The 20,945-nt window shown below is 70.3% G+C and carries 21 protein-coding genes; 2 read left to right on the forward strand and 19 right to left on the reverse strand.

The window, feature by feature from the left end; translation table 11 throughout:
* The first annotated feature begins 233 nt into the window (after positions 1 to 233).
* On the forward strand, positions 234 to 1,733 hold the full coding sequence (locus VF092_15235) for a sulfatase-like hydrolase/transferase (GenBank protein HEX6748650.1): 1,500 nt from the start codon (positions 234 to 236) through the stop codon (positions 1,731 to 1,733).
* A gap of 76 nt (positions 1,734 to 1,809) precedes the next feature.
* Here VF092_15235 and VF092_15240 read toward each other — a convergent pair whose 3' ends face one another.
* Complete coding sequence (locus VF092_15240) at positions 1,810 to 2,115, reverse strand: hypothetical protein (GenBank protein ID HEX6748651.1); 306 nt, start codon at positions 2,113 to 2,115, stop codon at positions 1,810 to 1,812.
* Positions 2,116 to 2,490: 375 nt separating this feature from the next.
* Between VF092_15240 and VF092_15245 the strand changes: the two genes are divergently transcribed.
* Positions 2,491 to 3,762, forward strand: coding sequence for an MFS transporter (locus VF092_15245; GenBank protein ID HEX6748652.1), 1,272 nt, complete (start codon positions 2,491 to 2,493; stop codon positions 3,760 to 3,762).
* Positions 3,763 to 3,935: 173 nt separating this feature from the next.
* Here VF092_15245 and VF092_15250 read toward each other — a convergent pair whose 3' ends face one another.
* The 18 genes from VF092_15250 to VF092_15335 form a co-directional block, all read right to left on the reverse strand.
* Positions 3,936 to 5,474 (reverse strand): serine/threonine-protein kinase, encoded by a 1,539-nt coding sequence (locus VF092_15250; protein HEX6748653.1) that lies wholly within the window; start codon positions 5,472 to 5,474, stop codon positions 3,936 to 3,938.
* A gap of 219 nt (positions 5,475 to 5,693) precedes the next feature.
* On the reverse strand, positions 5,694 to 6,254 hold the full coding sequence (locus tag VF092_15255; protein ID HEX6748654.1) for a hypothetical protein: 561 nt from the start codon (positions 6,252 to 6,254) through the stop codon (positions 5,694 to 5,696).
* A gap of 289 nt (positions 6,255 to 6,543) precedes the next feature.
* Positions 6,544 to 7,302, reverse strand: coding sequence for an AAA family ATPase (locus VF092_15260; GenBank protein HEX6748655.1), 759 nt, complete (start codon positions 7,300 to 7,302; stop codon positions 6,544 to 6,546).
* Positions 7,303 to 7,305: 3 nt separating this feature from the next.
* Complete coding sequence (locus tag VF092_15265) at positions 7,306 to 7,605, reverse strand: YciI family protein (protein ID HEX6748656.1); 300 nt, start codon at positions 7,603 to 7,605, stop codon at positions 7,306 to 7,308.
* 79 nt (positions 7,606 to 7,684) lie between these two features.
* Positions 7,685 to 8,176 carry a hypothetical protein gene (locus VF092_15270; protein HEX6748657.1) on the reverse strand — a complete coding sequence of 164 codons (492 nt, stop codon included), beginning with the start codon at positions 8,174 to 8,176 and terminating at the stop codon, positions 7,685 to 7,687.
* Positions 8,177 to 8,260: 84 nt separating this feature from the next.
* Entirely contained in the window at positions 8,261 to 9,058 is a 798-nt protein-coding gene (locus tag VF092_15275) for a 3'(2'),5'-bisphosphate nucleotidase CysQ (GenBank protein HEX6748658.1), read from the reverse strand.
* Positions 9,055 to 9,456, reverse strand: a complete 402-nt coding sequence (locus VF092_15280) for a type II toxin-antitoxin system VapC family toxin (protein HEX6748659.1) — start codon at positions 9,454 to 9,456, stop codon at positions 9,055 to 9,057. Before VF092_15280 ends, VF092_15275 begins: the two co-directional genes overlap by 4 nt.
* On the reverse strand, positions 9,453 to 9,698 hold the full coding sequence (locus VF092_15285) for an Arc family DNA-binding protein (protein ID HEX6748660.1): 246 nt from the start codon (positions 9,696 to 9,698) through the stop codon (positions 9,453 to 9,455). Before VF092_15285 ends, VF092_15280 begins: the two co-directional genes overlap by 4 nt.
* Before the next feature lie 107 nt (positions 9,699 to 9,805).
* A complete protein-coding gene (locus VF092_15290) occupies positions 9,806 to 10,846 on the reverse strand; it encodes an HD domain-containing phosphohydrolase (GenBank protein ID HEX6748661.1) in 1,041 nt (346 codons plus the stop codon).
* Positions 10,843 to 11,544 carry a hypothetical protein gene (locus VF092_15295; GenBank protein HEX6748662.1) on the reverse strand — a complete coding sequence of 234 codons (702 nt, stop codon included), beginning with the start codon at positions 11,542 to 11,544 and terminating at the stop codon, positions 10,843 to 10,845. Before VF092_15295 ends, VF092_15290 begins: the two co-directional genes overlap by 4 nt.
* A complete protein-coding gene (locus VF092_15300) occupies positions 11,541 to 12,029 on the reverse strand; it encodes a hypothetical protein (GenBank protein HEX6748663.1) in 489 nt (162 codons plus the stop codon). The genes VF092_15295 and VF092_15300 overlap by 4 nt, the downstream gene beginning before the upstream one ends.
* Before the next feature lie 196 nt (positions 12,030 to 12,225).
* Positions 12,226 to 13,719: an ATP-binding protein gene (locus VF092_15305; protein ID HEX6748664.1), complete on the reverse strand. Its 1,494-nt coding sequence runs from the start codon at positions 13,717 to 13,719 to the stop codon at positions 12,226 to 12,228.
* A gap of 150 nt (positions 13,720 to 13,869) precedes the next feature.
* A complete protein-coding gene (locus VF092_15310; GenBank protein HEX6748665.1) occupies positions 13,870 to 14,853 on the reverse strand; it encodes an electron transfer flavoprotein subunit alpha/FixB family protein in 984 nt (327 codons plus the stop codon).
* Positions 14,854 to 14,887: 34 nt separating this feature from the next.
* Positions 14,888 to 15,634, reverse strand: a complete 747-nt coding sequence (locus VF092_15315) for an electron transfer flavoprotein subunit beta/FixA family protein (GenBank protein HEX6748666.1) — start codon at positions 15,632 to 15,634, stop codon at positions 14,888 to 14,890.
* A gap of 262 nt (positions 15,635 to 15,896) precedes the next feature.
* Positions 15,897 to 16,241 carry a hypothetical protein gene (locus VF092_15320; GenBank protein ID HEX6748667.1) on the reverse strand — a complete coding sequence of 115 codons (345 nt, stop codon included), beginning with the start codon at positions 16,239 to 16,241 and terminating at the stop codon, positions 15,897 to 15,899.
* Between the two features lie 187 nt (positions 16,242 to 16,428).
* Positions 16,429 to 17,529 carry an alpha/beta fold hydrolase gene (locus VF092_15325; protein ID HEX6748668.1) on the reverse strand — a complete coding sequence of 367 codons (1,101 nt, stop codon included), beginning with the start codon at positions 17,527 to 17,529 and terminating at the stop codon, positions 16,429 to 16,431.
* Positions 17,530 to 17,763: 234 nt separating this feature from the next.
* Positions 17,764 to 19,329 carry an NADH-quinone oxidoreductase subunit N gene (locus tag VF092_15330; GenBank protein HEX6748669.1) on the reverse strand — a complete coding sequence of 522 codons (1,566 nt, stop codon included), beginning with the start codon at positions 19,327 to 19,329 and terminating at the stop codon, positions 17,764 to 17,766.
* Complete coding sequence (locus tag VF092_15335) at positions 19,326 to 20,933, reverse strand: NADH-quinone oxidoreductase subunit M (protein HEX6748670.1); 1,608 nt, start codon at positions 20,931 to 20,933, stop codon at positions 19,326 to 19,328. Before VF092_15335 ends, VF092_15330 begins: the two co-directional genes overlap by 4 nt.
* Positions 20,934 to 20,945: the final 12 nt, after the last annotated feature.

Below are 20,945 nucleotides of genomic sequence, written 5' to 3' on the forward strand. Positions count from 1 at the left end.
GTGCACGACGTGAAGCAGCTGATCGCGAACGTCCGCACCTTCCTCAAGAACAGAAAGCGCCAGCCCGACTTGGTCCGGCGCTACTTCCTGGAATCCCACGTCGCTTACGCCGCTGCAAACTAATTAGCGGGCGGAGTAATATGTGCGGGTTCCGTGCATCAGGCTGGTCGCAGGTTCGTGGTTCATGATCTCCATCCCCCGCCGTATCCCCATCCGCCGGAAAGGAAAAACCGATGAGCACGCACGATGATCGTGGCCACGCCGGGCGCGGCATGGCCGGGATGAACGTCATCCTCTTCGTGACCGACCAGGACCGCGCGATCCAGCACTTCCCTCCCGGCTGGGCGGAAAAGAATCTCCCCGGCCTCACGCGGCTGCGGAAGAACGGCGTCACCTTCAACAACGCATTCACCAACTCGTGCATGTGCTCGCCAGCGCGGGCCACGATGATGACCGGCTTCTTTCCCGCGCAGCACGGGGTGAAGTACACGCTCGAGGAGGACATGCCCGCCCCGCAGTATCCGCAGGTGGAGATGCCGCTCGACTACGCCAACGTGGCCACGGTGATGCAGGCGGCCGGCTACAACGTGGTCTACAAGGGGAAGTGGCACCTGAGCAAGATGACGGAGAGCACGTGGGTGCCGAACGACGTGGGGCAGTACGGCTTCACGCGCTGGAACCCGGCCGACGCGGGCGCCAACCAGGACATCCCCGAGGCCGGCGGCGGCTATCCCGACAACGACCAGCGCTTCATGAAGGCCGACGGCGACTGGGAAGCGGGCGACGAGGGCGCGCTGGCCTATCTCCGCTCGGTGGCGGCGCAGCAGCAGCCGTTCTTCATGGTCATCTCGCTGGTCAACCCGCACGACGTGCTCTTCTATCCCAAGACCTTCAAGCAGGCGGGCTACACCGACACCTGGCTGCGCGGCGACATCGACCTTCCCGCCACGGTACACGAGGACCTGTCGACCAAGCCGACTGTGCAGAAGCTCTTCCGCGACCTGTTCGCCGCCACCGGGGTGCTGGACACCGACGAGAAGAAGCGGAACTACCTGAACTTCTACGGCAACCTGATGCGCGTGTCCGACGACTACCTGCTGCAGGTGCTCGACCTGCTGGACCAGGTAGGACTGACGGACGACACCGTGGTCATCCGCACCGCCGACCACGGCGAGATGGGGCTGGCGCACGGCGGGCTGCGGCAGAAGAACTTCAACTTCTACGAGGAGTCGCTGCGCGTCCCGCTGGTCTTCTCCAATCCCAGGCTCTACCGCGGCGAGCACTCATCCGACGCGCTGGTGTCGCACGTCGACTTCCTGCCCACGCTGGCCTCGCTCTTCGGCGCGCCGGACGGCGCCAGGCAGCCGTGGCAGGGCGTCGACTACGCCGACCTCGTCCTCCGACCGCACGAGAAGTGCGCACCACAGGACTACGTGGTGTTCACCTGGGACGACTGGCAGGCGGGGCAGGCCAATCCCCCCTACCTGCCGCCGCCCAACCACATCGTCAGCATCCGCGAGGAGCGCTGGAAGCTGGCCGAGTACTACGACGCCGACGGCAAGGTCCCCAGCCAGTGGGAGATGTACGACCTGCTGCACGACCCGCTGGAGCGCGTGAACCTCTGCTGGCCCGGCCACACGCGCACCCCCGAGCAGGAGCGCGAGTACCTCCGCCTCCGCGCCAAGCTCGACGAGGTGCAGAAGACCCGGCTCGCGCCGCTCGCGTCGTCGTGACGCCGCGCGGCGAAACGAAGCGTGCCCGCGCCGGAGATCTCCGGCGCGGGCACGCGCGCTTGGCCGCCGCCGGTGCTTACGTAATACACTCGTTCGGGTTGACGCACGACCATTGGTAGCAGGTCGTGTTGCACGAGTCTCCGCAGGTTCCCTCGCACGAGTTGCACGTCGGCTTCCAGGTGGCCGGGCAGCAGAAGGTGGGCCCGATGCAGGTGCCGACCGTGTACGCGCCGCCGCCCCCGCCGCCGCAGTAGTCCAGGCTGCCGTCGTCCTGGTCGAACGGCCCACTGCGTGCGGCCACCGTGCCCACGCTTACCGCGCTGGGCGCCACGGCGAACGATTCGACCCGCAGCACGGCTACGTCCAACCTCAGCTTTTTCATACCGGCCTCCAACGCTGAAGGGATGAGGAGGTCACAGCGGTGGGGCTGCGCGCGAACCGGCGCACCGCGAATCGGCCGTGCGCCGGCGGATCTACTACAACGTCCCAGCGGGACGCGGCCACACCACTTCACCGTTTGTCCCGCCTTGACCCGCGGCCTCGTTCCGGGCATCGTCCCCGCGCCGGCAGCGACGCCGGTGCAGGCGCTTCCCGTTCTTCGGAAGATGATCACGCCTTCGCGACGACCGCGGCATCATGGCACGACCCCGCGGCCGCAGTCCCGCAGGGACTTTGTGCCCTTGTTGCCGCGAATTCATTCGCCCGGCGAGCCCCGGCGGTCGCGACGGCCGCCATACCCGCTCCCCGGACGCAGCCGATGACCGTCGCCGCGCCCGCCGACGATCGCGAGCCCGGCCGCATCCGCGCGCTGGCGGCGGACCTGCGCGCGCTGCCGCGCGAGGCGTGGGTGGTGTTCGCGGGAACGTTCATCAACCGCTTCGGCTCGTTCGTCCTCACCTTCATCGTGGTGATCCTGGTGGGGCGGGGGCTGACGCCGGCGCAGGCGGGGCTGGCCGCGTCGATGTACGGCGTGGGCGGGATCGGCGCGGCGGCGGCGGGCGGGCACCTGGCCGACCGCATCGGGCGGCGGCGGACGATCGCGCTGTCGATGTTCTCGTCCGCGGCGGCGATGGTGGCGCTGTCGCAGGCGCGCGCGCTGGCGGCGATGGTGGCCCTCACCGCGGTGGCCGGCTTCTGCGCGGAGATGTACCGCCCCGCCGCCGCCGCGCTCCTGGCCGACGTCACGCCGCAGGGCCGGCGCGTGGGCACCTTCGCGCTCTACCGCCTGTTCATCAACCTCGGCTTCGCGCTCGGTCCCGCGACCATCGGCATCTTCGCGCAGCGCTCGCCGACCATCGTGTTCGTGGGAGATGCGATCACGTCGCTGCTCTACGGCTTCATCGTGCTGGCCTTCATCCCCCGCGGCTTCGACCGCGCGGTGGCCGAGGCGCGCACGCAGGACGGCGGCGGCCCCTCGGCGCTGCGGCTGATCGCGCGCGACGGGGCGATGCTCGCGTTCCTGGTCGCCGTGACGATCGGATCGGCCATCCACACGCAGGACATGGCGTCGGTGCCGCTGGAGCTGCGGGCGCGCGGCTACACGCTGGCGCAGTACGGGATGCTGATCTCCCTGAACGGCTTCGGCTGCATGCTGCTCGAGTTGCCGATCGCCGCCGTCACCGCGCGCCTCCCCGCGTGGATCCCGATGTCGGTGGGCACGTTCCTGATCGGCATGGGGATCGCGGCGACGGGGTTCGTGCACGGCGTCGTGGCGCTGGCCGCGACGGTGCTGGTGTGGACGGTGGGCGAGGTGATCGCGTCGCCGGTGACGCACGCGTTCGTGGCGGACCTGGCGCCGCCGGGGGTGCAGGGGCGCTACCAGGCGTCGCTCGGCTTCACGCAAGCGATCGCGTTCGTGCTGGCGCCCGCGGCCGGTGCCGCGCTCTTCGGCTGGAGCCGCCCCACGCTGTGGATCTCGTGCGCGGTGCTGGGACTGGCGGCCGCCCTGACCTTCGTCGCCATCGGCCGCGTCCGCCACGTCCGCACCGTCGCCGAGGAGGTCGCGACGGCGAGCGCGCCGGCCGAGTAGGATCGCCGATCCAACCGGCGGCTGAAGCCGCAGCAACAAGGACGAAAAGCCTCGCAAACCGCGCGAGGCTTCACCTGCCTGCCGACCCGGCGGCGGCGCGGAGTCGATCAGAAGCATGAAGCCGCGGAGACGCAGGTGCGCCTCCGCGGCTTCTCCTTGTCGATCGACGTTCGTCAGCTCGTGGGGTACGGCTGCTCGTCGCGCTCGCGGCGGCGGGTGAGCCACGTCATCAGGAAGCACGCGAGCACCTGCATCCCGAACACCGCCGCCAGCCCGATCGCCGGATCGCCCCCGCGGCCGACGACGCGCCACGCGACGAGGGTGGCGACGAGCGCGCCGATCACCCCGAACCCGTAGCGCCCGCGCCGCCCGCTGAGCCGGTGCACCGCCAGCGGCGTGAACAGGATCGTGGCCGCCGCGCCCACCAGCAGGCGCTTGCGGCTGTCGACGACCACGCCCTGGATCGCCAGGGCCCACGACGCGACGAAGAGCGCGACCGCCACCGTGGTCAGCGTGAACTCCCACGCCGCGCGGAGAAAGCGCCGGACCAGGCTCGGCCGCGGCTGCGCCTGCATCGGCTGCTGCGGCGGCGCGTATCCGTACGGCTGCGCGGGCGGCTGGTGCGCGGGGACCGGTGTCGCCACGCGGTACGGGGGATACGTCGCCTGCGCGAGCACCCGCTGCGGCTCGGACGCGTAGAGGCGCGTCCCCTCGTCCTCCGGCACGGCGACCGGACGCGGCGGGGGCGACGGCGTCGAGCGCGCGTACGTCGGCTGCGGCGCGAACGGCGCGGGTGACGGCGGCACGACCGTGCGCGGCCGCGCGCCCGCCGATCCCGGTGCGATGCCGGAGAGCGCGTCCGACATCGCCTGCGCGTCGGGGAAGCGCTCGGCGGGGGTGCGCGCGAGGGCGCGGACGAGCACGGCGTAGGTCGCGTCGTCCAGCTCGGGCGCGCGCTGGCGGAGGAGGCGCACGGCGTCGCTCACCTCGGCGGCGGCGCGCGCGGGCTCGGCGGAGGTGAACGGGCGCGTCCCCGTGACCAGGTGGTATCCCACCGCGCCCAGGCTGAACACGTCCGACGCGGCGGTGATGCGGTCGTCGCCGCGCAGCTGCTCGGGCGAGGCGTACGCGGGCGAGAACGGCGCCTGGCCGTAGACGGTGAGCTGCGTCATCGTCCCGTCCTCCACCCCCACCTGCGCGATGCCGAAGTCCAGCACGCGCACGTGCACGCCGGCGTGCGCGTCGTCGGCCTCCAGGAACAGGTTCCCGGGCTTCACGTCGCGGTGCACCATCCCCGCGCGGTGGCCGGCGGAGAGGCCGCGCGCCGCCTGGCGGAGGATGTCGACGGACTCGGCCAGCGGCGGCGGGCCGGCGCGCATCAGCCGCGCGGCCAGGTCCTCGCCGCGCATCAGCTCCATCACCAGGAAGTCCAGGTCCAGCTCGGGATCGGTGCCGAAGTCGTGCACCTGCACCACGTTGGGGTGCCGCAGCGCCGCGGCCGCGCGCGCCTCGCGGTGGAAGCGCTGGCGCAGCCGCGCCAGCTCGCCGGGGTCGGTGGTCACCGCGCCGACCACCTTCACCGCCACCGGGCGCGACAGGCGCTCGTCGACGGCGCGGTACACGGCGCCCATCCCGCCGCGCCCGATCACCGCCTCGATCAGGTAGCGGCCGGCCAGCGTGCGCCCGGCCAGCAATCCCGCGATCCCGTACATCTAGATCCAGTGGTGGGGAGATACGGCTCGCGACGCCGCGAGGTCGGCAGATTGAAACCTGCCGCTGGAACATCGGGAAACCCGCCTTCGCGGGCTGCGCCGGAGGACCGGCGCGACGAACGGCGAACTCCGCTGGCGATTTCGGCTTAGAAGCTTGTACGCGGGGAGGGCGCCTTCAGTTTCCGCGACCGACTCGGCACTCAGCACTCAGCACCGGGATCAGCTCACCGGGCGGCGAAGATCGAACTCCAGCCGGAAGCGCTGGCGCACGCCCGGCCGCGCGACGGTGTAGGCGAAAGTGTCGCCGTCGAGGATCTCGAGCGACCAGACGTTGCTGGCGGCGGGCGGAAGCATCTGCGCGGTGGCGCTGTCGGCGGCGAAGTCCTGCCGCTCCGGCGTCCCCGCCGTGCGCGTGACGCCGCCGTAGCCGGTCGCCTCGCCGCCGGGGACGTCGTGCGTCAGCGCCAGCGCGCCGTCCACCCGCCGCACGATCCAGCTGCGCGATGAATCGGGCCCGATCACGAACCCGATCCGCACCTCGGCCGGCGAGCACTGGCGCACGTGGATCAGCAGCCGGTTGCGAACGAAGGTCTGGTCCGTTCCCTCCGCCATCCGTCCCTCGAACGTGCGCCCGCACAGCTGCGACAGCCGCCGCCAGAACACCTCCTGCTCCGTCGACCGCAGGCTCGAGCGCGGCGGCGGCCCCACGCTGAACAGGCATCCCCCCAGCAGCAACGGCAGCGCGGCAGCGAAGAGACGGCGGCGGAACGGCGCGATCACGGGAGATGGAGATGGCGGCTGCGGGAAGAGCGAAGGCGATGAGGCCCTGAAGATTACCGTCGCACCGCGACCGAGCCAACCCCCGCGTCCGACGCGGGGATGGTCGCGACGCGTGACGAAGACGGGGGAAGCGACGTGATGAAGTCCGCGAAGGCGGACTGCGTGTGGTTGTAGCCGCGACTTGAGTCGCATCCTCCCCCCACCCATCCGCAACCATCCGCACCCTATCGCGGACGCTGCCAACGCCTTTCCTCCCTGCCCTCGCGCTCCGGATCCGCGGCGGGCTGCGTCACTCCTCCTCTCCCAGCAGCACGCGCAGGCTCAGCTCGCGGTTCTGCAGGAAGTCGCGGTACACCTGGTAGTGCTCCGTCTCCTCGTACTCCGTTCGCCGCACCCCCTCCTCGCCGAAGTGGTAGATCCACGCGACGGGATACGCCAGCACGATGGGCGAGTGGCTGGCGATGACGAACTGCGCGCCCGCGCGCACGTGGCGGTGCAGGAGCGTGAGGAAGCTCATCTGCCGGATGGGGCTGAGCGCGGCCTCGGGCTCGTCCAGCAGCACCAGCATCCGTCCATGGAGACGATGCTCGAACAGCGCCAGGAACGCCTCGCCGTGCGACTGCTCGTGCAGCGCGCGCCCGCCGTACAGGTCGCGGTTGCGCCGCGGCAGCGCCTTCATCCACTTCTCCTCGTCCTGCCGCTCCACAGCCGTGGCCACGTTGTAGAAGCTCTCCGCGCGCAGGAAGTAGCCGCGCATCTCCAGCCGCCCGGGGATGCGTACGTCGAGCCAGCGGTGGAGATCGGTGTGCGACTCGCGCGTGGCGAACTCCACCTCGTGCAGCGCGCCGCCCTCGGGGTTGAAGCCGCACGCCACGGCGATGGCCTCCAGCAGCGTGCTCTTGCCGCTGCCGTTCTCGCCGACGAAGTAGGTGACGGAAGGGTGGAGGGGGAGGCGGTGCAGCCCGCGCACGGCGGGAAGGGAGAACGGATACCGCTCGAACGACGGCACCTCGTCGCGCCGCAGCCGCACCTCGCCCAGGTAGGCCACGCGTCAGGCGGCGGCGCGGTCCAAGAACGGGGCGAAGCGCGCGTCGTGCTTCGTGGGGGTGAAGCGGATCAGCTCGTAGTCGGCCACCTTCTCGGCGAAGAACGGGTCGTCGACGATGATCTTCATCGCCTCCAGTTCGTTCTCCACGTCGGCGATGATCACGCCGCCGGTGCGCGGCTCGCGCGGGCCGCTGACGATGAACTTCCCCTCGCGGTAGAAGCGGTCCAGCCACTCGCGGTGCGCGGGCGTCAGGCGCTCCACCTCGTCGATGGGCTTGAGGTACTTCAGCAGCAGCACGAACATGGCTCCCTTTCGGCGCGGTGTGGGGATCGTGCCCGGGAGTGTAGCCCGCCCGCCGACGCCGTCGCAAGCCGGGAAGGTATCAGTCGCCAGCCCGGGCGCGATCGGCGAATCCTCCCCCGATCTCCGTCCTGTCGCTCCATCCCCACGGCGTGTACGGCGGCGCGGGCGGGGGGAGATGGAGATGCGGCGCGCCCGCGGCGCCCATCTCGCGCGCGGGACGGAGATCAATCGACTGCAGCCACCCCACGAGAGGCCGATCCACCGGGCGCCGGGCCTTTCGCTCGTCGTTGATCTTCCGCCAGACGGCCATCGTGGATGCGACCGCGAGCGCCGGACAGCCGATCACGAGCGCCGCGCCCAGTGCGACGAACCAGAGGGACGTCCCCTGGGAGAAAAGCCTCACCCCCTCCGCCGTCCCCGCGAGGCAGTCCAGCAGCACGGCGACGAGGATGGGGACGTTCAGCGTCCGCGCGTACGCACGCCAGAGCCAGCCCAGCACGCCCGCGACGATGTCCCCGACGAAACCGCAGATGAAGTCGAGGAAGAACTCTACGAAGAATACACCGAACATGACGCTCTCCCGCGGGACGAGGGAAGACGACGTCCCTGCTTCAGGACTACGCGGCGCGGGCGAGGCGGTTTCGGTGGGGCGGGCTCAGGAACCGGGGAGATGCGACGGGTTCATCGCCAGCACGGCGTCGTGCAGCAGGCCGTTGCTGGCGACCACGCCGCGCCAGGCGGGGTTCGGCTGGTTGTAGCGGAACGGCTCGCCGAGCGGCCCGGTGACGCGGCCGCCGGCCTCGGTGACGAGCACGGCGGCGCCCGCCACGTCCCACTCGTTCTTCGGGCCCGAGGAGACGAAGACGTCGGCGGTGCCGTCGGCCACCTTCGCCATCTTGTACGCGGTGCTGCCGAGTGGCGACACGCGCCACGGCTCCACGAAGTGCGCCAGCTCGCCGCGGCGGATCTCCCAGCGAGAGCCGATGAGCGTCCGCGCCTGCGCGCGCTCGTCCGTCGCCGAGACGCGGATGGGCGCGCCGTTCAGGAACGCGCCGCCGCCCGCGACCGCGTGGTACAGCTCGTCCGTGGCGGGATTGAAGACGACGCCCAGCACGGGCTCGCCGCCGTCCACCAGCCCGATGCTGACGGCGAACTCGGCGATCCCCTTCACGAACGAGTTGGTGCCGTCGATGGGGTCGACCACCCAGAGCCGCTCCTTCGCCAGCCGTGCCGGCGAGTCGCGCGTCTCCTCCGACAGCCAGCCGTACTCCGGCCGCGCGCCCAGCAGCATCTCGTGGAGAATGCGGTCCGCGGCGAGGTCGGCGTCGGTCACCGGCTGGTCCGGCGCCTTGAAGCGCACCTCCTGCTCCGCGTGGAACGCCGGCAGGATGGCCTCGCCCGCCGCGCGGATCGCCCGAATCGCCAGCTCCAGGTCGGCGTTGTAGTCCGTCACTTCACAAAATCCTGAAGGCTCACGGCCGTACCTGGAAACTGCGCCAGCAGCTTTGCATCAGCTGTAACCAGCTTCCACCCGCGGGCTTGGGCCAGATGCACGAACTCACAATCGTAAGCCGCACACCCTGACCCATCCGCAAGCGAGAGCACCGACTGCGACTCGACTTGGAACTCCTTACCGTGCAGCAGCTTCTCCGCCGCCTCCATGGCTTTCAGCGCGACCGCCAGCGTAATCTGACGCGACCGGACATACTTCCAGAGTACGTTGCGCATCTCGCTGCGCCACAGGATCGGCGCAGCCCACAGTGGATCCTTGTAGAACACAGCCTCGGCATCAGCCGTAAACGGGCCTTGGATAATGAAGTACCCGATCAGATTGGTGTCCGCTACGATCACGGCCGGCCCTCGTTGACCGCTTCTTCGAACATTTCCGGGGTAAGCGGTATGACCTCACCGATCTCTGCACGCACAGCACGTACGCGAGCAAGCATTTCCTCGGGATCGAACCTTACCGGCCCGACCGATTGCTCCAGCACATAAAGCGCCTCGCTATTCAGGCTGCGGCGATGCAGTTCCGCGCGCCTGCGGAGCCGATCGAGCAGTTCGTCCGGAATACCCTTGAGCGTCAGCGTAGCCATATGCACCTCCTCCCAAAGTGGTTGCAAAATGGAACCAAATTGAATATAGAACGGCCCCCGCGGAACGCAACCCGCGGATGGCCGTGATATCCAACGTCGTTGCTGTCTCAGCTTCTGTCGGGGAGGACGGGCGTGTCGGGGTCTTGCGGGAAGCCGCGTTCGGCGGCGCGGACGAAGGCCTCCACCACGCGCGGGTCGAACTGGGTGCCGGCGCAGGCGCGGATCTCGGCGAACGCGGCCTCGTCGGTGTTGGCGCCGCGGTAGGGGCGCGAGGTAACCATGGCGTCGTAGCAGTCCACCACCGCCACGATCCGCCCGTGCAGCGAGATCTCCTCGCCGCGCAGGCCGGCCGGGTAGCCGGTGCCGTCCCACCGCTCCTGGTGGTGGAGCACGGCGGGAAGGCCCGGGCGCAGGAACGAGCTGCTGTCCATCACCCGCGCCCCGATCTCGGGGTGGCGCTTCATCTCCGCATACTCCTCGGGCGTCAGCGCGCCGGGCTTGCGCAGGATGGTGTCGCTCACCCCGATCTTCCCCACGTCGTGCAGCATGGCGCCGATCCACAGGGCGCGCAGCTCGTCGCCCGACAGCCCCAGCTCGCGCCCCGTGGCCGCCGCGTAGCGCGAGACGCGCTCCACGTGGCCGCCGGTGTAGTCGTCGCGCGTGTCGATGGCGGTGGCGAGGGAGCGGAGCGCATCCACCATCATGCTCTCCATCTGCTTCGCCTGTTCGGCGACCCGGCCTTCGAGATGCTGCTGGTAGCCGCGGTTCTCGCGCACCAGCCGGCGGTGCTCCAGCGCGCGCTCGCACGCCAGCAGCACCTCGTCCACGTTGAAGGGCTTGACCAGGTAGTCGTCGGCCTGCAGCCGCAGCGCCTGCACGGCGTTCTCCACCGTCCCCGCGCCGGTCAGGATGATGAATGCGGCGGAGTCGTCCGACGCCTTCACCCGGCGCAGCAGCTCCAGCCCGCTCATCACCGGCATCTGCAGGTCGCTGAGCACCAGGTCGGCGCCGCCCTCCTCGAACAGGCGCAGCGCCTCGGCGCCGTCACCCGCCTCGCGCACGTCGTACTGGGCGAGGATGAGGCGGAGCGCCTTGCGGATCGCCGCGTCGTCGTCGGCGACGAGCAGGCGGGGCGCGGCGCCGCTCACCGCGCCCCTCCGGTGGATGCGCCCGGCTCCACGCGGAAGTCGCGCACCACCAGCAGGCACTCGTGCGCGGTGCGCACCCCCGCCAGGCCGCGCACCGACAGCTCCGACGACGGCACGCGCGCCACCTCCGCGCCGTTCACGCGGAAGACGGTGACCGTGTCGGTCACCACCACCTCCAGCTCGTTCGGCCGTCCCTCCTCGTCCACGTCGCGGCGGATGGCGCCGCTTTGCGTCCAGTCGCGCACCACCGGCGTCTCCGCGCCCTGGCGGCGCTTCACCAGGAAGCTGCCGTCGCCGCGGACGAGGAGGTAGCTGTAGACCTGCCCCGTCTCCGGCCCGTCCAGCCCGCTCCCGCCGAACAGGATCCCGTAGCCCTCGTGCAGCCGGCCGCGGTGCTTGGTGAAGGTGGCGCGGAGGGTGTACGGCGGCGCCAGCTCCTGCGCGCCCGCGGGCCAGAGGATGGTGTGCGGCCCCGTCTCGATCGCCACCGAATCTCCCCCGACGACGAGCGCCTCGCCCGCCGCGGGATTCGTCTTCCACGCCGCCGCCGCGGCGCTCGGAGATGCATCGCCGCCGCGCGCGGGCTGCCCCTGCGCGCCGTCCTTGCCGCGGCACCCGCCCAGCATCGCCGCCAGCGCGAGCACCGAGGCGGCGCGGGCGAATCGCGATCCCATGTCGTGGAGATACGGTGCGGTCATGGGGCGAGCGCCTGGCGGAGCGCGTCCATCGGCAGGTCCTTGAGCTTGATCTCGAGCGGCACCACGTACTCGGCGTTGGTCTGCGTGCGCAGGTGGAAGGTGTCGACCAGGTGCACGGGAACGTCCTGCCGGATCGGCACGTTGGAGCGTACGGGCACGCTGATGACCCGGTTTCCGAACGGAGTGTTGAAGGGGACGCGGACGTCGGTGTTGATGGGAAGCGTGGTGCGCAGCTTCACCACGTAGCGCTGGTCGATGGGGATGTCGAAGGAGACCGGCGTGCCCGCGGGGATGCGCACCGTGTACTTGATGGCCGCGTTCGAATGCTGCAGCCGGTCGGCGACGCGGTCCAGCGCCGGCGCCAGCGTGCGCTCCGGCCGCCGCAGCCGGTGGATCAGCACGCCGTTCACCGCCAGCGAGACGACGGCGAGGAGGAGCGCGGCGGGCGCCATCCAGGGAGCGCGGAACGCGAGCGGGTTCGCCAATCTGCGTCGGTGCCGGGTGCGTGGCCGGAAGGTGCGGGTCGGCGGAAGATAAGCAGCGGGCGCGAGATGCGCGAGCGCCGCGGCTCTTCACCGTGGGCTAGACACTCCTGCCTGCAATTACGATTGCATGCAAACGTAATTGCAGGCAGGAGTGTAGATTTTGTTAGGTGGTAAGTCGTTGTCCTGCCCGGTCAGCTCACGTCGCATACAGCTCCTCCAGCGACCAGAGGATCACCGGATGCCCGCTCTCCTCGGCTTCCTCGCGGAAGTTGCGCGTGAATCCCTTCGCCGCCACGTAGAACAGCGGTGCGTCCGCCTTCAATCCAGCGTGCGCCCACGCGCGTCCGGCGTCGGCCGCGCGGCTCAGCATCTCGAGGTGCCGGCGATGCACGGCGGCGCCGATCGGTGCGTAGTCCCACTTGATCGCGCCGGTCATCGTCCGCCCGTTCGCGAGCGGCGCCACGACGTCGATCTCCAGCGAGCGGCGCATCCGGTCCACCCCTTCCCATCGGCCCCAGCGCTCCACCATCGGCAGCCCCAGGGCGGATGCACGGCGGTCGTAGGCCTGGGTGGCGATTCGCTCGAACTCCAGTCCCATGTACGCATCCAGGTCGGGCGCCGCGGACACCTCCCAAACGTCGGCGGGGGGATAGCGCTCGAGGATCGAGGCATTCGGCGCCACGAAGCGGTGATAGAAGCGGAACGCGGCATCGGCGATGGCGTAGCGCACTGCCTCGTTCGGTCTTGCATCGACGTTGCGGCGCTCTTCCAGGTAACCGAGCTCCACGAGCGTCGACAGCTTGGAGCGGAGCCCGTGGTCGTTCGCCAGCCCGGCGCGCTGGGCGATCTCGTTCCGCTCCGTGCAGCCGTCGGCGACCGCACGCAGGATCGCCCGGTACTTGGGCACCTCCCGGAGCCCCTCCTCCTGGTCCAGGGCCGTCTCCACCAGCTGCCGCACCTCGCCGCGCGGGGAGAGCAGCAGGTCCGCGGCGTTCTCGGCCAGCGAGCGCGTGGGATCGACCGCGGCCAGGTAGCGCGGCGTGCCGCCGAAGATGCCGTAGAGATACGCACGGTCGCGAAGGTCCGTGAACGGCGCCAGCTCCGCCGCGTGCCAGTAGGTGAACGGCTGCAGCTTCTGGTGCCACGAGAAGCGCCCGTACAGCGGCGCTCCTCCGCCGGCGAGCGCCTCCATGGTGGACACGGCCGAGCCCGAGAGGACGATCAGCAGGGGAATGGAAGGCTGGGCGGGTCGGTTGATCTGCTCCCACACCGCGTTGAGCTCCGAAGCCACTGCGGCGACCCCTTCCCCGCCATCCGCCAGGTACTGGAACTCGTCGAGAACGAAAGCGGTGGCCTTCGACGGCTCGGCGGCGGCACGCCGCGTGGCGATGTCGGCGACCAGGCGGAAAACGGAGCGCCACGTCGGGTGATCCTCCGGCTGGATCTCCTCCCCGGACCATGCGGCCAGGTCGCGCAACAGCTGCCGGCGATTCAGCTCCGGCGTGGTCTGGGCGGCCGTGTAGAGAAAGAGCACATCCTCCGGCCACGCGCGGGCGAGGAGGTACGTCTTGCCGACACGCCGGCGCCCGGTGAGCAGCGCGAGCGTCGGCCGGCAACGCTGCAGCAGCGCGGTCAGCTCATCGCGTTCCCGTTCGCGGTCGACCAGCAGCACCAGAACCTCCAGATCCAATCACCGCATGCAATCATAATTGCATGCAATCGTGTTTGCATGCAAACGTAATTGCATGCAAACGTAATTGCAAGCAGCTTCGGAAGTAAAAACGCGGGCGCCGGCTCTCGGCCGGCGCCCGTGTCGTCCGTCGGGAAGCAGCCGCCGGCGTCAGGCCATCAGCTTCTTCACCTCTTCGGTCATGCGCGGGAGGATCTGGAAGAGGTCGCCGACGATGCCGTAGTCGGCCACCTTGAAGATCGGCGCCTCGGGGTCCTTGTTGATGGCCACGATGTAGCGGCTGGTGCGCATCCCCGCGAGGTGCTGGATGGCGCCGCTGATGCCGACGGCGATGTACAGCGTGGGCGCCACCGTCTTCCCCGTCTGCCCCACCTGGTCGCCGTGCGGGCGCCACCCGGCGTCGACCACCGCGCGCGACGCGCCGACCGCCGCGCGTCCGCCGAACGCCTCGGCCAGCTCCTCCAGCAGCTTGAAGTTCGCGGGATCCTGCAGCCCGCGCCCGCCACTGATCACGATGGGCGCCTCGGACACGTCCAGCTTCTCGCCCGCGGCGGCCTTGATCTCCGTCACCACCGCGCCGAAGTCGGCCGAGCCGAGATCGACGTCGAGCGACTCGACGGCGCCGGCCTTCGGGCTCTCCGCCGCCTGGAAGACGTTGGGGCGAATGGAGATCACCGCAGGCTTCTGCGAGACGGCCACCTTGCCGAACACCTTCCCCGCGTAGCGCGGCCGGGTGACGGAGACGGCGCCGCCCTCGGCGTCCAGCCCCGTGGCGTCGCTCAGGTAGTCGACGCCGAGACGCGCGGCCACCCGCGGCGCCAGGTCCTTCCCCAGCGCGGTGGCGGGGAAGAGCGCCGCGTCGCAGCCGTGCTCCTTGATGAAGTTCACGATCACGGTCGTGAACCCCTCGGGCGAGTACCGGTCGAACGCGCCCGACTCGCCGACGAACACCTTGTCGGCGCCGTACTTCCCCAGCTCGCCCGCGGCGCCGGACAGGCCGGAGCCGCCGAGCGCCACCGCGTGCACCTCGGTGCCGGCGGCGTCGGCCAGCTTGCGGGCGGCCGTCACCACCTCCTGCGCCACCTTGCGCAGCTCGCCGTCGCGCGACTCCGCGAACGCGAAAATCCCTGCCATATCGAATGACCTCGTGGTCAGAGGATCAGAAACGTCAGATCACTTTGGCTTCCGTGCGCAGCAGCCGCAGCAGCTCGGGGACGGCGTCGGGGCCCTCGCCCACGATGCGGCCGGCCTGGCGCTCGGGTGGATACGACAGCGTGGCCTGCGCGGCCGGCGCGTCGACGCTGGCGGGCTTCTCCTCCAGCGGCTTCTTCTTGGCCGCCATGATTCCCTTCAGCGACGCGTAGCGCGGCTCGTACGCGCCCTTGGTGATGGTCAGCGCGCACGGCATGCGCAGCTCCACCACCTCGGCGCCGCCCTCGATCTCGCGGTGCGCCGTCACCTTCCCGTTGTCGACGGAAAACTCCGTCACCGCGCTAACGACCGGGATCCCCAGCAGCTCGGCCACCATCGGCCCCACCGCCTGCAGGTCGTCGTCGATGGCCTTCATTCCGAAGAGGACGAGATCGTATTCGCGCCCCTCGATCTCCGCGGCCAGCACCTTCGCGGCGGCAAGCCCCTCGGGGGTGCGGTCGGCCTTCAGCAGCACGGCGGCGTCGGCGCCCATGGCCAGCGCCGTGCGCAGCGTCTCGGCCGACGACGCGTCGCCCACGCTGATCACGGTGACCTCGCCCTGCCCCGCGGCTTCCTTGTGCTTCAGCGCCGCCTCGACGGCGAACTCGTCGTACGGGTTCAGCACGAACTTCACGCCCGACGGGTCGATGCTGCTCCCGTCGCCGGCAATGCGAATGCGCGCCTCGGTGTCCGGGACGCGCTTTACGCACACGATGCTCTTCACGCGCATCTCCCTGGTTCGGATGAAACACCGGTGCCCGCCGGGGGCGCCGGAGGCGGGAATTCTAGCGCTTGTGACGAATCGTGCAAGGCTCGAACGAGCGTTCGGGGACGGATTTAGGAGATTTCCGGACCCGCACGCCGGGCATCGTCCGCCGCCGCGATCCACTCGCCCCGCCAGCGATGCGGATGCAGGGGGATGATGCACGAAAAACGCCTCCCTCTCGCCAAGCGAGAGGGAGGCGGTGTACGCCGGCATTCGCGCGCTACGGCCGCGTCGCCGGCGCCGAAGGCGAGGCTGTCGCCGGGCCGGCGGGCTTCGCGGCCGTGTCGTTGTTCGCGGCGGCGGCGCGAGTCGAGTCCTGGCCGCCCAGGTCCTCGATGTGGGTAGTGGTGTCGACCATCCCCTGCGCGGCGGCCTGCTCGGGCGTGAGCGCCTGCGCCTGCTGCTTGAGCTGCGCGTCGCTCACGCCGTCCATCGGCGTGTTGTTGGCGGTGTCGACCTGCACCGGCGGCCCGGACGCGCGGTCGTCGTCTCCCTTCCCGCACCCCCCCAGCACCGCCGCGGCCAGCACCAGGCCGCAGCCCGCGATTCGCCCTGCATTCGTCATCGCACTACTCCTTCGGGGGGAAGGTACGTCGCCGCACGGTCCGCGTGGGGAACGGATGGCCGTGCGGCCGCAAGTACAGATCCTTCGGTCGCTTGGGCTTCCTCAGGATGACGTCTCACCGGCCGGGGATCAAGATCGGCGTTGCCCGATCACGGAGATCCAGCGGCCGCGCCCGATTCGCCCGGACCTACTCCGCCGCGCGGCGCTGGCTTTCGAGCGAGTCGTGGAAGTCGCGGATGCGGGCGACCACCTCGCGGGCGCGCTCCCAGTGCGGCATGGCGCCGGTGGGCAGCGAGATCACGGTGGCGTTCGCGCGCCCGTCGAGCTCGGGGATGCGCGTGTAGCTCTCCATCCGCCGGTTCTCCACGCTGCCGTGGATCACCAGCAGCGGCTGGCGCAGCCGGCGGAAGGTCTCCAGCGCCTCCTCGGGGAACATCCGCCCGCTCAGGAAGTCGTCCAGCGGCCGCGGCGCCCCTTCCACCCGCGCCGTCTCGGCCGCGAAGTTGACGTACTCGTCGGGCACCCCGAACTCGGGGGTGAACAGGTTGTCGCGCGCGAACTTCGCCAGCGCCTCGGGCGTGGTCAGCCGGTCGTAGAAGGCCCGCTGCACGCCGGGGAGGGTGAAGAGGAGGCGCGACCATCCTCGCCCGATCTCCGCCGGCTCGTCGCCCAGGCCGGCGGGCTCGATGGCCACCAGCGAGCGCACCAGGTCGGGCCGCCGCCGCGCCACCTCGGCCGCGTACGTGGCGCCGAGCGACAGGCCGACGATGTCGGCGCCGCCGGCGGGGCGCAGCACGCGCTCCAGGAAGTGCTCGAGCTGGTCTTCCAGCACGTCGGGCGTGTAGTCGATCTCGGGCCGGTCGCTGTGCCCGAAGCCCAGCCACTCCAGCGCGTACACGGGGCGGTCGCGGTCGCGCAGGAAGGCGCGCGCCAGCGGCCGCATCTCGTGCGCGCTGGCCACGGCGTTGATGGAGTGCAGCAGCACCAGCGGCCGCCCGCGCCCCTCGCGCCCGTACCAGGCGTAGTGCACGTCGCCCCAGGGCACGTAGTCCAGCCGCATCCCCAGCGCGTTGGGAAGCTCGGTCACCGGGCGGCGGCGGCCGCGCCCCGCGCCCAGCAGGTACACGGCGTAGGCGGCGGCCGCGGCCGCGCCCAGCCCCGCCGCGGCGCGCCGGGGCGTCACCCCGAACAGCCCGCGCCGCTTCGGCTCCTCCGCGGGCTGCTCGTCCCGCTGCTCGCGCCCGTCCTCCTCGCGCTCCCTGCCGTCGTCGCCCTCAGGCCCGTCCATCTGCGCGCTCTCCGTGTCCGCCGCTGTCCCCGCGCCCCTCGAACCGGGATGCTGTGCAATCGCCATGCGAAACGCAAGGCCCGGCGCACCGGCGCCGGGCCATACAACCACGAAAAGAAGTCCTAAGTCCTTGGTCCTAAGTCCTGAGTTCGTCCAGTCCAGCGTCCCGAGATTGGCTCGCCACCGACTCACTTGGGACTTAGGACTCAGGACTTAGGACTTCTTTTCCCTTCCCTACAACGACCGGATCACCGACCGCGGTGCCTGGCCCGGCTGGCCCGGCGCGGCGGCGGGCTGCTGCCACTCCGCCGGCCAGAGCGAGTTGGCGCTGCGCTCCGCCCAGTTCATCGGCCACGCGCCCAGGAAGAAGAGGAGCACCACCAGCGCGGCCGCCAGCCCCACCCCCGCCATCGCCGGGGCGGGAAGGCGCGCGGCGCGGTGCTCGCCGGCCACCCGCGGCGGCGCCATGTACATCACCACGATCACGCGCAGGTAGTAGAAGTAGCTGAGCAGCGAGGCCAGCACCAGGATCACCGCCAGCGGCGTCAGCTGGCTGGCGATGGCGGCGCGCAGGATGTACAGCTTGCCCAGGAACCCCGCCGTCAGCGGGAAGCCCGCCAGCGACAGCAGGAAGATGGCGAAGAGCCCCGCCAGCACCGGCTTCTCGCGCGCGAAGCCGGTCCAGTCCTCCAGCGCCACCCGCTCGTGCCCCGTGGCCTCGCGCGAGTTGGCGATGAGGATGGCGAACGCGCCCGCCGTCATCAGCGTGTAGACGAGCAGGTAGAAGAGGAACGCCGCCGCGCCGTCGGCCGAGTTGGAAAGGAGGGCGACCAGCAGGTAGCCGGCGTGCGCGATCGACGAGTACGCCAGCATCCGCTTGAGGCTTCCCTCGGTCAGCGCGATCAGGTTCGCGCCCACCATGGTCACCACGGCGATCCAGAAGCCGATCTGCTGCCAGTGCTGCGGCGCGCCGCCGAAGCCGATCACGAACACGCGGATGAAGCTCGCGAACGCCGCCGCCTTCACCCCGGTGGACATCAGCGACGTCACCGGCGTGGGCGCGCCGTCGTACGCGTCGGGCGTCCACATGTGGAAGGGCATGGCCGCCACCTTGAAGCCGAACCCCACCATCAGCATGGCCATCCCCGCCAGCAGCAGCGGCGTCACCTGCGCACCGCTGCCGAGGACGAGCCTGCCGAGGAGCGGGATGTCCGTCGTCCCCGTCGCTCCCCAGGTCAGCGCGATGCCGAAGAGGAAGAACGCGCTGGAGAAGGCGCCCAGGAGGAAGTACTTGAGCGCCCCCTCCGCGCTGCGCTCGTCCAGCCGGTCGAAGCCCACCAGGCAGTAGATGGGGATGGAAAGGAGCTCCAGGCCGATGAACACCATCAGCAGGTCGCGCGCGCCCGCCATCATCAGCATCCCCGCGGTGGAGAACAGCACCAGCGCGTGGAACTCGCCGCGGTTGATCCCCCGCCGGTCCAGGTACCCCTGCGCCATCAGCAGCGTGAGCGCGGCGGAGGCCAGGATCACCAGGTCGATGAAGATGCGGAAGCGGTCCATCGCCATCATCGCCGGGCCGGGGCCGGCCTGCACGTTCCACAGCCCGAGCGCCGCGGCGGCCGTGGCCACCACGCCGGCCAGCGCCAGCCAGCCGATGGAGGGCCGGCTCGGCTCGGAGCGGCTCCCCTTCTGCGCCACGTCCACGATCAGCACCAGCATCCCCCACGCGCACAGCACGATCTCGGGGAGCGCCGCCAGCACGTAGCCGGAGGGGCGGGAGAGGTCGAGCACGGCGCTCATCGCCCCGCCTCCGCGCCGCGCTGCATCGCCACCTGCCCGCGCGTGGTCACGCCCGGCATGTCGGGGATCAGCTTGCTCCGCTGCACCGCCACCAGCACGTCGCGCGCGGCCGGCTCCATCCGGTCCAGGAAGGGCTTCGGGTAGAAGCCGATCCACAGGATCAGCGCGACGAGCGGGACCAGGATCGCCAGCTCGCGGCCGTTCAGGTCGGGGATCCGCAGGTTTGCCGGCTTGTCGAGCCGGTTGAACACCATCTTCTGCACCATCGGCAGCATGTAGTACGCGGCGAAGATCACCCCCAGGGCCGACGCGATGGCGAACCATGGGTGCGTCTCGAACGCGCCCAGCAGCACCAGGAACTCGCTCACGAACCCGGCCGTGGTCGGCAGCCCGACGGACGCCATCCCCGCGAACACCAGCATGGTGGCGAAGAGCGGGACCGAGGCCGCCAGCCCGCCGAAGTCCTCGATCTCGTAGCTGTGGCGCCGCTCGTACAGCATCCCCAGCAGGAAGAAGAGCATCGGCGTCGACAGGCCGTGACCGATCATCACCAGCAGCGCGCCCTGCATCCCCTGCAGGTTGAAGGCGAAGATGCCCAGGATCACGAAGCCCAGGTGCGCCACCGAGGTGTAGGCCACCAGCTTCTTCGCGTTGGGCTGCACGGCGGCCACCATCGCCGTGTAGATGATGCCGATCAGCCCCAGCGCCATTGCCCACGGCGCCACCCGTCCCGCCCTCGCGGCGTCGGGGAAGAGCGGGAGGGCGAAGCGGATGAAGCCGTACGTCCCCATCTTCAGCAGCACGCCGGCCAGGACCACGGAGCCGGCCGTGGGCGCCTGCACGTGCGCGTGCGGGAGCCAGGTGTGGAAGGGGAAGATCGGCACCTTGATGGCGAAGGCCAGCGCGAACGCCAGGAAAAGGAGCGACTGCTGCAGCCCGGTCAGCTGCATCTGCTGGAAGGCGAAGTAGCTGAAGCTGGGCTCCAGCGGGCGCGGGCCGCTCCACATCCAGAAGAGGTAGAGGATGGCCACCAGCATCAGCAGCGAGCCCACGGTGGTGAAGAGGAAGAACTTCACCGCCGCGTAGATGCGCTCCTTCCCGCCCCAGATCCCGATCATGAAGTACATCGGGATCAGCATCACCTCCCAGAACACGTAGAACAGGAACATGTCCAGCGCCACGAACACCCCGATCACGCCCGTGGTCAGCGCCAGCAGCGAGGCGTAGAAGCCGCGCTTCCCTTCCTTGATGTACGTCCACGACCCCAGCACCATCAGCGGCAGCAGGAGGGTGGTCAGCAGCACCATGAAGAGCGAGATCCCGTCCAGCCCCAGCTGGTAGTGGATCCCCCATTTCGGGAACCAGGCGGCGTCGACGCAGTTCTGGAAGGCGGGCGAGTTCACCGGGAACGACGGCAGGGTGCAGCGCGCGCCCGGCTCGAAGGTCCAGAAGAGCGGCACCGACACCAGGAACTCGATGACTCCCACCCCCAGCGCCACCTCGCGCGCGTTCTCCTCGCCCGACAGGTACGCGGCCAGCGCGCCCATCAGCGGGAAGACGATGAGGAGGGTGAGGATCCAGTGGCTATGGTAGAAGGCTTCCACGTCCTTATTCCG

It is taken from the genome of Longimicrobium sp., assembly GCA_036377595.1.
GTDB lineage: Bacteria > Gemmatimonadota > Gemmatimonadetes > Longimicrobiales > Longimicrobiaceae > Longimicrobium.

Coding starts and splice junctions, on each gene's coding strand:
- VF092_15235 (HEX6748650.1), top strand. CDS start 234: ATGAGCACGCACGATGATCGTGGCCACGCCGGGCGCGGCATGGCCGGG.
- VF092_15240 (HEX6748651.1), bottom strand. CDS start 2,115: ATGAAAAAGCTGAGGTTGGACGTAGCCGTGCTGCGGGTCGAATCGTTC.
- VF092_15245 (HEX6748652.1), top strand. CDS start 2,491: ATGACCGTCGCCGCGCCCGCCGACGATCGCGAGCCCGGCCGCATCCGC.
- VF092_15250 (HEX6748653.1), bottom strand. CDS start 5,474: ATGTACGGGATCGCGGGATTGCTGGCCGGGCGCACGCTGGCCGGCCGC.
- VF092_15265 (HEX6748656.1), bottom strand. CDS start 7,605: ATGTTCGTGCTGCTGCTGAAGTACCTCAAGCCCATCGACGAGGTGGAG.
- VF092_15270 (HEX6748657.1), bottom strand. CDS start 8,176: ATGTTCGGTGTATTCTTCGTAGAGTTCTTCCTCGACTTCATCTGCGGT.
- VF092_15285 (HEX6748660.1), bottom strand. CDS start 9,698: ATGGCTACGCTGACGCTCAAGGGTATTCCGGACGAACTGCTCGATCGG.
- VF092_15295 (HEX6748662.1), bottom strand. CDS start 11,544: ATGACCGCACCGTATCTCCACGACATGGGATCGCGATTCGCCCGCGCC.
- VF092_15310 (HEX6748665.1), bottom strand. CDS start 14,853: ATGGCAGGGATTTTCGCGTTCGCGGAGTCGCGCGACGGCGAGCTGCGC.
- VF092_15320 (HEX6748667.1), bottom strand. CDS start 16,241: ATGACGAATGCAGGGCGAATCGCGGGCTGCGGCCTGGTGCTGGCCGCG.
- VF092_15325 (HEX6748668.1), bottom strand. CDS start 17,529: ATGGACGGGCCTGAGGGCGACGACGGCAGGGAGCGCGAGGAGGACGGG.
- VF092_15330 (HEX6748669.1), bottom strand. CDS start 19,329: ATGAGCGCCGTGCTCGACCTCTCCCGCCCCTCCGGCTACGTGCTGGCG.